The organism is Bacillus thuringiensis, from assembly GCF_001455345.1.
In the GTDB taxonomy this organism is placed as follows: domain Bacteria; phylum Bacillota; class Bacilli; order Bacillales; family Bacillaceae_G; genus Bacillus_A; species Bacillus_A thuringiensis_N.
Genome location: NZ_CP013274.1, coordinates 913,984 through 926,490, shown reverse-complemented (window position 1 = coordinate 926,490; position 12,507 = coordinate 913,984). Strand labels below are relative to the sequence as shown.

Genomic DNA, 12,507 nt, shown 5'->3' with positions numbered 1-12,507 from the left:
ACTACATAATGTTATTTAAAAAACTTATTTTTGATAATTATAAAACGTATTATGGACATCAAGAAGTTGACTTCTATATCCCAAAAGAGGTACGTGAAGAAGGCGAAAAAAATATTATTTTATTAGGCGGCCTAAACGGGGCTGGAAAGACTACAATTTTAAAAGCAATTTTATATGTTTTATTTGGAAAAAGAGGATTCTCACCAGCCGAGCATAAACGTGTATTTTCTAATGTTATTAACAATACCTTCTTTGACGAAGGTGGGAGAGATTGTTCTGTAACTCTTGCTATTGAAACGGATAAAAATGAAGAATGGACTCTTAAAGTTAAATGGGGCTTTGATCACAACAAAAGGTTAATTAGTGAAAACCGTGATTTAACTGTGAAAAAGCCTGGTGCAATGATTGGTAAAACTGTACGTATTGATAATATAGATACTTTTAATCGCTTTATGGATAAAATGATTCCATATCATGCCGCACCATTTTTCATTTTTGATGGTGAAGAAATTAAAGACATCATTTTACGACAAAATAGTGAGGAAATGAAAGAAGCTATTCACAAAATTACTGGGATGGAAACCTATAAATTATTACTATCTGACCTCTCTTCTATTAAGACTGGCATTGAGAAGAATTTAGCCAAAGCGGTTGATCAAAACAAACTAAAAAGTTTAGATGCCAATTTAAAAGAATACGAAGAGCAAATTCAACATCTAGAAAAACGAAAAGAACTTATTTCTTCTGAACGAAAGAAATTTGACGATCTAATCAATGAAGTAAAAAATGAACGTAATGAAAAAATTACAACTAACTCCAAATCAAGAGAGGTTATTGTAAAAAAACAATCAGGTCTAGCAACTGAGTTACGTCTAGCTAAAGAGCAATTTGAAAACTATTTCAACAATAATGCTATAAACATCATTCTAAAAGAGAAAACTAAATTACTACAGAACAGATTAAAATTAGAGTATGATATTCGTCAAAAGAAAATGATACAAGACGCTTCTTTAATGCCTTATGAAAAATTTATGGATGAATTATTAAACCAACCATTCACTCCTCCCCTTTCAAATGAGCAATTAAATCAACTTAAGGAAATCGGGAGAGAAATTTGGGTTAAAGAAAATAATATCGAAAAAGATATATCCGAAGATCACGTAGATATTCACGACATTTCAAATAAAGACTATAACTACCTTGTAAATCTCCCTGCTAGAAATAATAGTTATGTTATAGATTTAATAAATAAAATTGAGAAGCTGAATCTTGAATTAGATGCATTAGAAATTGAAATTAGAAATGCACCTGAAACGATTGATATTAGCGCAGAAAATGAACGTATTGATTTACTAACTAAAAAATTAGGAGAACTTAACTTAAAATATAAATCAATTATTGCAAAGTTAAATAAAATTAAAGAACAAAGAACAACCGTTGTAAACCAGCTAACCCGTCTTTCTGATCAAGGTGCAGATTATGATGCTCTAAACAAACGATTAATTTATGTCAAAAAGTTGATTCATACTATGAATGCATATGTACATGAAATGACAAAGTTAAAAGCAAGCTTTATTCGCGAAGAATTCTCTTCAATGTTAAGTCGATTATTCCGTAAACAAGATGAATTTGGAAAAATTGAATTCGATATTTCAACGTATACTGTGAGATTGTACAACGATCGTAATCAAGAAATTAGTATTCAAGACCGATCTGCTGGTGAAATGCAAATGATTTCCTCGTCACTAATTTGGGCCCTAACAAAAGCCTCTGATTTAGCTCTTCCTATGGTAATCGATACACCACTAGGACGCTTAGACAGTTATCATCGAAATCATTTAATTAACCATTACTATAAAGAGCTTAGTGAACAAGTAATTATCTTATCTACAGATACAGAAATTACCCAAGACTATATTAATTTCATGCAAGAGCATTCATATAAGCAATACATGCTTGATTATGACCAATCAAAGAAATATACAGTTATCCGCGATGGATATTTTGATTTTATAAAGGTGTGATATTATGGCAAATAGAAGAATGAACCTCTCAGGAACAGGTAAAGAAACCCTTGACCTACTCTGTGAAGTACTTGAGATTGATCGACCACAGGGAGTAAAAATAGCGTTAGCAAAAGGTATTGCTAACGCTACAGGAAAAATAAATGATGACTTTAAAGACGGAAAAAACAAATGGACAATCCCAGATAATATTATTAAAGATAAAGAGTTTTTACTCTTTAAACATTTAATTATTAATGAAATGCACGTCGCTTTAAATGAAGATGAAATCACCCAAAGCATGCTTTTGTATATAGAATATGGGCTAAAGATCATCAAACAAGAAATAGACAATTTATCTTCATTAGAAGATTACCGTATTATTGTATTAAACTAAAAGCAAAAGGAACCACCAAAGTGGTTCCTTTTTATATTCTCTCAGATAAAGATATAATATCAACCACCGTTACAGTTGGTTGAGACAATTCACCATTTACTTGTAACACAGGTCCATGTACAATACACTGACCTTTTTTCAATGTTGAAAGTCTATTCTCCCATTCTTTTTTCTCTGAAGAATCATTAGATAGACTAGTAGCAATTGTAGAAATCTCTTGTTCTGGCGGCGCAAAATAAACCTTCTGTGAAGCATTTTGTAGCCTTGCTAATTCATCAGTAGCCAATTGAGATTTTAAAAATTGAGTTGCATACCATGCAGACCATCCAAATTTACGCCCTTCTTGTAAAATTCGTGCAGAAGGTGATTTTTCCGTATGATCAAGATTTTGTGCTTCATCCATTATGACAGGCATTGGATTATTTTTATTTCCAAACCTTACGGAATAATTCCAAAGATCCCATAAAACAAATTCTGTAATCATTAATTGAACGTCTCGAGGATATCCAGTCAACTGAATAATAAAAATCTCACCATTACTATCTACAACATCTTTCCAATTTATTGTATTTTCATGGCTAAATGGATTACGATCGATAAGCGGTCTTATTTGAGATAAAGCCGTCTTAGCATAGCTAGAACCATCTTCTTCTAAACATTCTCTAAGCCTTATTAGGCTCATATCTTCTCCATACTTATCCAATCCATTAAGAGTACCTTCATAAATCGCATTTAATTGTTGCACACCTAATGTGCTATATACAGCAGCAAATACACTCTTAATTCTTTCAGCAACATCGGTATTAGATTCCGGAAGCGTAATGCCTCCAATATCCCTTTCATTCTTTTGAAACGGATTAATCGGAAGTTGCTCACTATATACAATCTTTTGTTTTAACTTTGTACCCATTGCTTGTACAAATTCATCTTCTAATTGATTTGGTAAAAACCCTTCTGTATAGTCAATAACAATACTTGGGATACCTTGCTTCGATTTTTCTAATAATAAGCATTGCATGAAATATGTCTTACCTTGTCCGGATTTACCTGAGATCAACAAATGTCTATTCGCCAATCCTTTATTACCATACTCCCAATAAATCTTTCTATTCGAGTTTTCTGCCTTCCCAATTAGAATTCGGGATTCTTCTAATTTTTGTGGCTCTCTGTCTTTTGTTTCTTCAAGAACTTCTATTGTATTATCGATTTTCTCTTTAGTAACCTCATTAGAATCGATAATTTCAGGCTTTGCTTCTACCTCTACATCAGCCTCTAATTCATTTTTTTCTGAGCTAGATGATGACGCACTTTCTACTTCGCTACAGGCACCTGTATATTTATGAGATAGTAATTCTTCCTTAATAAAATCGCCTTCTGTTTCTTGAATCCAATTCTTCATATCTTCCATTGGTTGTATAAGACCACTATATCCATCAAACTCTGGAAGGCTTAATAAGGTAATCCCTTCATCCAGTTTGGCACTTCTATGATAAGCGTCTCGCTGGAAAGATAAAATGGCTCCTTCACCAATAGATAATTCAATTCCGTTGGAAATTATAAATTGATCTTTCAACAGTTTTTCAACCACTTTATTATTCAATTCATAATTTTTCTCTTCCCAGAATCTACTTTTAAATATTTTATTAGCATTAGAAATATAAAGTTGAGCAAAGAAATTACGATAAAAACGGCTAGCAAAAGAATTAGTTGTTAATGCATCATTGATTAATTTTTTCGTATGTTTAACTTGTTTTCTTGCCTTTTCTAATACATCGTTTTTATTAGCTCCGATTTTTACTTCGACAGGATAAAAATGCATCATTACATCATTCTCTACTTGTTCTAAACCTATCAACAGTAAATCATCACTATGAACACCTTTTACTCCTAAGTTTTTAGCTGTAAATATGCCATCTGCTTTCTTTAAATTAACAGCACCTGCAACTCTTAAAACTTCTTCTAGAGAAATTGGCACCCATAAAATGTCGCGATGTTCAAAATATGCTAAAGAGAATTTTATAGCAGAAATAATACTTAACTTCTCTCTAGAATAATGGCCCTTACTACCAATAACACGAAGTAACCATTCACCATTAAAAGTATTAAATGCTTTAATAGTACTTTCTACATTTTCTTTTTTACTCTCTACTTGTTTTTCCTTTAAAAATTCTTCAATAACAAAATGATATTGTTGCGATTTGTCCGTTACAGTAATCGCATCATATCTACTTGAAGATGAATATTGATCACTATAATGAATAACAACTAGATTTTGCTCGTAATCATTAAAGAATTCCAGGTCAAAACTCGGGTCTACAAATGTTACCCAATAAGAAGATTTAAAAATTTCTTCTAGAGTTTCTTCATCAGCACTCGTTGTTCTAGAGAAAATCGCTTCATCTTTTCGATACGTATTATTTCCACCATTATGAAGGTTTGCGCATAATTCATTAAAATAATACGCTGTTTGTGTTAAAAGATTCTCTTCCTCTACAGCATATGCTTTAACGCCGAAACCACTCTTATAGTTTTCATTACTCTTCATTGAAGGTACTGTAGTGTATAACCCATCAATTGCTAAACCTGATAACATTTCCTCCATAGATTGTAATGCATATCGCTCTTGCGCTTGCATTTTATAGAAAGAAATATGAGCATACTTATATTCTTCGCCCATTTCTTTTTTATAATAAAATAGCTTTTCACGAATAAATCGCAATATATCCTGGGGTTCATGCTGCTGTTTTGCGCCTAAATTAATATTAAATTTTGTTTGAAACTCCTCTACCGATTCGATTCTTGAGAAATTATCAAATGCACTGTCCTGACCTTCTTCTTTATAAAGCGTAACTTCAACAGCCTTTAAACCTTCAGGCCCTTTTGATCTAATTCTTTCAAGCATCCAATTTACGATACCTCTAAAAGTTTCATGATCGTTTTCAATATTGATTAAATTAATTTGCAACGGTGCCTTAGAGTACTCACTAAATAAATAACCAAAGTGTCCTTCAAACTGCTGAATTTTATCCTCAATTACTTTTGCTAAATATTGATTAGCATCTGATACTGATACTTGATTAACTGGTTTGAAGTCCATCCACTCTAATGCGATATTCTGATTATCTGGTCTGTACAATTGATCTCGTTCATTATAAATATATGGAACTAGTCCATCTGGTTTTAATCGCTGTAAAATACTATTATCTACTTCTTCATTTAAAAGTAAATTATTCAATTTTAATTGGAAAGCGACCATAACTGGATGGAATGGTGTAAATTTAATTACATTATTCCCCATAACTGTCCCTAACTTAAATAAATCTCGCCCGCGTTTGCCAGCCTCATGTCCTTCTTCAAAACTTTTTATCTCTTTTATAAAAGCATTCAAATATTCTTCTGCCCTTTTAACTAGCTCGTCACTGTAATAACATAAGCTTGGTATACCTTTTTTAATTTTAAAGTAAGTTAAAAATCTACTATAAGCTTCTCTTAGTTCATCGCTAATGGACACCTCTTCAGGGACCAATACATCAGACTCTACTACGGCACATCTAAGCCCATTTTCAATCCATTGATACTCCCACTCGAATAAGTTTTTATATTCCGGGCTTAAATAGAATTCTCTATTTCCAAAACGCAATCGATTATTTATCCATTCAAAATCTCTTTGCTGCTCACGCTTTAATTTCCAAATTCGCGCGCCATTGATTGGAGTAGATTCCGGCAACTCATTTTTCAATATAAATGGAATAATTGTTCCATTCTCCGTCAAGCGAATGTTAACTCTCATCTCTTCTTCATCATTATACGCTTCTGGTTGAGGGAGAATAGTAAGTTCATCATCTACGCTACACTCAATAGTTGCATTTTCCTCATAGACTTCCATTGATTTTTTGTTATAGCCTTGTCCAAATGAAAGCTCATTATCTTCATGCTGAAGTTCAATCAGGCACTTATTAGGAGCTATCAAATATGTTGTTTTAAAAGCATCTAATACATATGGTTCAATTGGTAGTACAACAATAAATAGTTCTACACCTAAAGTTGATTTATCATCATGCTTATAAGACAACCTAACAAATGTAGGTTGATTACTCTCAGTTTTTATAACCGCACTAAGGTTTATTTTCCCTACCGATACTTCTACATTTTTCTTAAACTTCGGAGGTACTTTTACGTATTTGTTCGATAAACTTTTAACATTTCCACCTTGAATTGAAAATGCGGCATTTAAATGTACTTCTTCCTTACCTTCTGGATTAAATATAACTAAGTGTCTTTTTCTTTCTCCGGCTGCGGTTTCCTTTTGAGGTTTATCCCAAAAGTGCAATCCTTCTTTAACTGTCAACTCTTTTAAATTGATTGATGCCTTTTTATGAAGATCTAAATAATCTTGATGGAATCGATTAACATCGGCAAAGTTAATTTCTTGCCAATCTTCATGTTTTAATTTACTAGCTCCCTCAGGGGTGAACTTTTTTTCTAATTCTTCTGCGCCTAAACCAAAGTCATGAATTTTCCTAACAAATTCATATAATTCTCTATTCGCACTTAAACGTTCTTTTTGTTTATTCCCTTTAAAAGTAGCTAATTCTTCGTCTTTAAAAACTGCAAATTTTTGATAGTCTTTATCTTCTATCGTACCCTTTGCAAGAGTAGAAAAAATTTCTTCAAACTCAAAAAAAGTAACTTGTTGATGTGCCTGTTCTTGCTTAATCATCTCCATGTTTTCTATAAGGATAATTTGAGCAGTTTTATCCAACATACTGCTTTCAATTTCTTGTCTTAATCCCTTTACTATAGAATTAGGATGTAACGGCATTCCATCCTTTTGAAGATCACTACTTCCACCTTGAATTGAATCCAACTGCTCTGAAACTATACTCAATAAAGCCGTATCTTTCCATACACCTTTTTGTTCACCAACTTGATTTCGTAAAGTAACTAAGAAATCTGGTTTAACATTTTCATTTGTATAGGCAATAACAAGTTGAATATTTTGTATTTCAACTGAAAATGTTTTATACGGTTCACCTAATTCATGTTTATATACAAATTGCTTAACATTTTTCTGCTCTTGGAATGCTTCTACTAAATTCTCTACATCCTCTACTTTATCTAGCTGTAAATAAAATCTATCACCGGCTTTTATTGAACGATTTTTAAAATCCCCCAATAACAACTCACATATATAATTATAAAATTCGTTTGACATACTGTGCATCACCACTATCACTTTTTTTATCTAGAATATTATGAGAATCAAATAGCTCGATAATCATCTTTTTCGAATGACGATCAAAAGCTACTCCCCTTTTTGAAAATTCCTCAAACAAACGATTTAACGGCATTCTCTCTTCTTTTACACATACAGCTGTTAAGAGTAACAGCATTTCATGACTCATATTAAAAACAGCCCCTATGCTGCCTCGATTTTTCAGAAAAACATCTGCCCCTAAATCTTCAATGTTCTCTCCAAACTTTTTACATGCATCTGTATTCATTCCCTCTTTTAGACAACTAAACAATGTTTTAAAAACCTCAGATATATCTTCTGGTGCATCTTTAGGTGTTACTCGCTTCGCCCAAAGCTCACTATATTTATTAATCCATTGTTTACTATCTGTTAAAAATTGCTCTGAAACATCCGATCCTTTTTCATTTATTAAATCTTTTAAGTATCTATAATTCATAAACTGAAGCCTTTGCTTTTCATCCGCTTCTTCATCTTGAAACTCGTTATAACTTAATTGAGACATCGTGTGTATATGCACAAATAAATTTGGTGCTTTATCTTTTATTCTTCTAAATCCTTCTAGGTCATCCGCAGCTTTTCTTCTCTTACTAATAGATTCCCATTCTAAAGCGAAATATAAAGGATTAGAATGCGTATAATCCGCTTCATCAAATTGTTCAAACTTCACAACTAATTGACAAACATACATAAAGCTATAAAAATGCGTAAGTAATGGGAAAGATTTCAAGAAGTAATCTTTATATTGACTCAAAAATAGCAAGTCTTCCTGGTAGAAATTCGCTAAAAATCCCATTAAAGGTTGATATTGTTTGACCGGATCTTTAGCTGGAATATCTAATTTATTTAATATGAGTTCTGTTAATATATCTTCACTTTCCTTATTCTTAAATATAGAACTAATACTTACTTCATCATGAACTAGCGCATCTTTTATAAATTGCCCATATTTCGGTAAATCTTTCTTCTCTTTAGGTGTAGCCATATAGTTAAATAAATATGGATGGATAGGTTTAATTTTATTATCTTGACCAAATAAATATTGATTTAAAAATCGGTCTAAATCATATTCCGCTTCCTGCGTATACTCAATTTCTTCCATAATTTGATCCACAAAAGGGTTTCTAGAGGAAAACAAGTCCTCTTCTTCACTACTCTTCTTATCAACTAGGCGTAAACCACAAACATTTCGGACGTACTCACCTAAAACTTCATTAAAATTTCCACGTATTGATTTCGTTCTTTTTGTAACAAATGGTAAAATATCTACAACTTTACCAACATCATGCTTGTTATTCCCCAATAACTGTTCTAATTTATGTATTTTTAATAGTGTATCCATTAATCACTACTCCCTTTCAAACACAAACGCACCAAAATCATCTCGATTTAATTTATAGAAACGAGAATCATTAGGAAAATGTATCAATAACTCATTCTCTTTCTCTCCAAATTTCATGATTTTCTCTACAAACTCTGTAAATTTAATTGCATCTTCTTCATCTTTTTTATTTGGACAATATCCCTGACAAACTTTTACTAATAAATTGTATAGTTGATAATCAATATCCAATTCAATAATATTTTTTATATCTCCATCATGATACGCTAACACAAGCGATGATTTAAACGAGTCTAGTACATCATTTTGATTAAATTTCAAATGATCGATTGATGGCTTTAAATTAAGTTGTTGAGCTAATCTATACTTATCACTTGGCTTGTTAAGATAAATATATCCTTTTTTCGGACTTCCCTTCCATTTAAATAACGCCTCTTTTATTTCTTCATAAAAGACTTTAATTTCTTTTTTATTACCCGAATTGAAATCAAACAATTTGTTTACATATTTATGATACGTCTCATCCTCAATCTTTTGAGAGAAGTTTTCATTCGTTAAATATGTAATTCGAATAACAGCTTCTGAGAAACCAATGAATGATGGGCCGTCTACTTTCTCTTCACTAATAAAAGGATTTAACCAACCTCTACCTTGATCAGATGTTACACAATGATTTAATATAGTATCCCATTCATTTAAAGTACTTAAATCAATAATAATTTGATCGATGTGTGAGGATCTTCTATGAACTGGGTCTAATTCATGTAAAGTCTTTAGGATAGGAGAACGCTCTTTACGTTTAAACATAAGATTAGGAACCGCTTGCTCTAACACTTCAAATTCTGAGAGAACTTCAATTACTTCTAATTTATCTGGAATAATAATGTCAGCTACAAAATTTAAAAATGCACGAGCAGATATAACTAATTTATATTTCACTAACGTTTGAATAATTAAATTAACAATTTGTTTTTGCACGTAAGGTTCCTGGATAAATTTATAATTCTCATGAACCATCGTTCGAATATTGTTTTTTGTATCCTCTTGATAAGCCAAATAAAAAGGATTCCCCTCTTCTTTATTAAATATTTTATTTAATAAAGTTAAAAAGAAAGTTGATTGTGGCCCTTTTTCTGTTAGTTCATACGAGTGATAGTCACCGAAACTAATTAGATCAAAATGATCTTCACTATAACAAGTAGTGATGCTTGAAGAAAATAGACCACTGCCGTCAACAAATTTATTTAAAGCTTCGTATGTATATTCTTCATGGTTTAACGTTATAAAGTTGTGAAGAACTCCCATATTGATTGCTAAAATAACTTTTTTATTTGATTGTCCAATTGATTGGTCAGAGAAATCTTGAAGTATTTCTTCTAAAGTCTCCATCGCATTTTTGTTAGGAGAAAAACTTTCTGTAGCATCATTAAAAATTTGATATCCCTCTAATAATTCTGGTTTATTCTCTTTTAAATACGCTAATAAATGTGATTTCCCATCTCCAACACTACCACAAAGGAGAATTAAACTAGAGGAATTAAGTTCCTTGTTTTTCACCAAAATACGCTCTAAGTCAGTTTGAATCTTTCTCTCTACATGCATATATTTTTTAAATTGGCTAAATGCATTTGCGTTTTCAATAGCCTCTTGTGATGAATCTTGTAACCTTTTTAGCTCTCTTAATAAATAACTTTCTCCATCAGGAAGGTCTTTACAAAGGATGCTCTCTTCCGTTAAGTCTTCAATAATAGTTTCTTCTTTTTTTACATCATCCTTATTAGTAATACCTATTAATTGCATTACTTGCGCTTTCACCATTTCTTGTATATCTTCTTCATTGCTTTGTGCTGGTCTTGGATGCTCATATGCAGGTATTTTTAATTGTTCAGGTGAATATACTTCATATAACCAAACCGCAATATTATGCATGACTTTATGCAATTTAAAAGCTGCACTAATATCATTAAACGAGCCATCATGCGCTGCTTTATTACCGGTAAAACGAACTGTATCAAAGTCCCTCTGTACTTCCGCTGTTATATAACCTTCTTTTGCAAGATAGGAAATTTTATCATAAAGTGATGAAATATATGGTACCTTTATATCTTCTTGAGCGAATACCTCATTCAATATAGCCTCAGCAAATAACCTAGCCTTCACAATTGCACTTGCTGGGTCTTCATATATTAACTCTTCCATTTTTTTCGCATTAACCGCTGCAACTTGGTTAATATGCTCTATAAAACTTAAAAAATATTTTTCTTCAGACATATTTACTATCCCTCACGCCATCTCATTAGTATTTTAATAATATTTTATCATATTCCTTTATAATTAATTAACAACCGTGTGCGAATTACATAAAATATCCAAATATACAACCATACTCCCAATTACTATCTATATTTTATAAGAAATTTGTAAAATTATATGTAAATCTTAATATATATTCATAGTAACACTAAAATCGGTACTTATAACGTCACTTTTAATTTTAATTCATACATCTCCAACAACTTCCTACCTTCCTCAACAACCTCTTCCCGTAATTTTCTAGGCTCCAACACCCTAACCGAAGCACCCATCCCCAAAATCCACTTCTTAATTGACTCTTTCCCGCTCATCGTCGCTCGGAAAAGGATGCTACCATCATCATTATGTTCTATCTTTTGATTCTCTCCCCAAACGGATTCTGGTACGGATACGGCGAATGGTGGATAAATGAGTAACTCTACTTTTAATGGCTCTTTCATAATGCCGAATTTCGGAAATTCTTCTCGGATATCGAAATCATCTGGTATTTTATATGTATCGTATAAAGTTTTAATATCTTTTATTCGAGATAGTTTGAACATACGTTTTTCTTTTTTATCATTACACATAGCTAGGCAATAAAAAAATTCGTTGTAGTGCACAAATCCATATGGATCAATAATTCGTTCAGATCTTTCACCAGTTCGTTTTTCATATTGAATTTTCACCTTAAGTTTTGTAAATAAGGATTCTTGAAGCTGTATGTATTTCTGATTTTCATTAGAAAGCTCATAATTAGGTTTAGATCCCTGAACAAAATAAATATGACGGTCTTTATTCGTCTCCACCTTCTGAACAGCATTCAATTTATCTAATGCCACTTGTGCGCCACGCGAATAAATATCATTACCTTTTAAAACTAGTTTTTGAATAGAGAATTTTAACGCATCTATCTCCTTTTGAGACATATTTTTAATAGGAAATAACGATGTATTCGAAAGGGAGTAACCACCGTACCTTCCCTTAGTTGTATCAATTTTAATACCAGCCATTTCAATATCATCACGATAAATACGAACCATCCGCTCTTTTACTTCTAGCAACTCCGCTAATTCGCTAATCTTCATTTTCCCTCTCGCATGTAGGAGTTCAATCATGCGAAGACAATTACTTAGTTTGCTCATAATTTTTCTCCCATTCTATTTATATCCCTTTAACCTATATACCCAAGTAAAAAAAGAGAACAAATCTGCTCTCT

Annotated in this window: 6 protein-coding genes; 2 read left to right on the top strand and 4 right to left on the bottom strand. The window is 31.9% G+C overall.

Annotated elements, in window-relative coordinates:
- Positions 1 to 8 precede the first annotated feature (8 nt).
- Together dndD and ATN06_RS04870 are read left to right on the top strand one after the other, a co-directional pair.
- Positions 9 to 2,024 carry a DNA sulfur modification protein DndD gene (dndD, locus tag ATN06_RS04875; protein ID WP_060629751.1) on the top strand — a complete coding sequence of 672 codons (2,016 nt, stop codon included), beginning with the start codon at positions 9 to 11 and terminating at the stop codon, positions 2,022 to 2,024.
- A gap of 4 nt (positions 2,025 to 2,028) precedes the next feature.
- Positions 2,029 to 2,400: a hypothetical protein gene (locus tag ATN06_RS04870; protein WP_000013619.1), complete on the top strand. Its 372-nt coding sequence runs from the start codon at positions 2,029 to 2,031 to the stop codon at positions 2,398 to 2,400.
- A gap of 31 nt (positions 2,401 to 2,431) precedes the next feature.
- On the opposite strand, the gene dptH is transcribed toward ATN06_RS04870, so the two are convergent.
- From dptH to ATN06_RS04850, 4 genes are all read right to left on the bottom strand, one after another.
- Positions 2,432 to 7,615: a DNA phosphorothioation-dependent restriction protein DptH gene (gene dptH / locus ATN06_RS04865; RefSeq protein ID WP_060629750.1), complete on the bottom strand. Its 5,184-nt coding sequence runs from the start codon at positions 7,613 to 7,615 to the stop codon at positions 2,432 to 2,434.
- On the bottom strand, positions 7,596 to 8,996 hold the full coding sequence (gene dptG, locus ATN06_RS04860; protein ID WP_060629749.1) for a DNA phosphorothioation-dependent restriction protein DptG: 1,401 nt from the start codon (positions 8,994 to 8,996) through the stop codon (positions 7,596 to 7,598). The genes dptH and dptG overlap by 20 nt, the downstream gene beginning before the upstream one ends.
- Positions 8,997 to 9,002: 6 nt before the next feature.
- Positions 9,003 to 11,267, bottom strand: coding sequence for a DNA phosphorothioation-dependent restriction protein DptF (dptF, locus tag ATN06_RS04855; protein ID WP_060629748.1), 2,265 nt, complete (start codon positions 11,265 to 11,267; stop codon positions 9,003 to 9,005).
- A gap of 203 nt (positions 11,268 to 11,470) precedes the next feature.
- Positions 11,471 to 12,433 carry a helix-turn-helix transcriptional regulator gene (locus tag ATN06_RS04850; protein WP_060629747.1) on the bottom strand — a complete coding sequence of 321 codons (963 nt, stop codon included), beginning with the start codon at positions 12,431 to 12,433 and terminating at the stop codon, positions 11,471 to 11,473.
- Positions 12,434 to 12,507 lie beyond the last annotated feature (74 nt).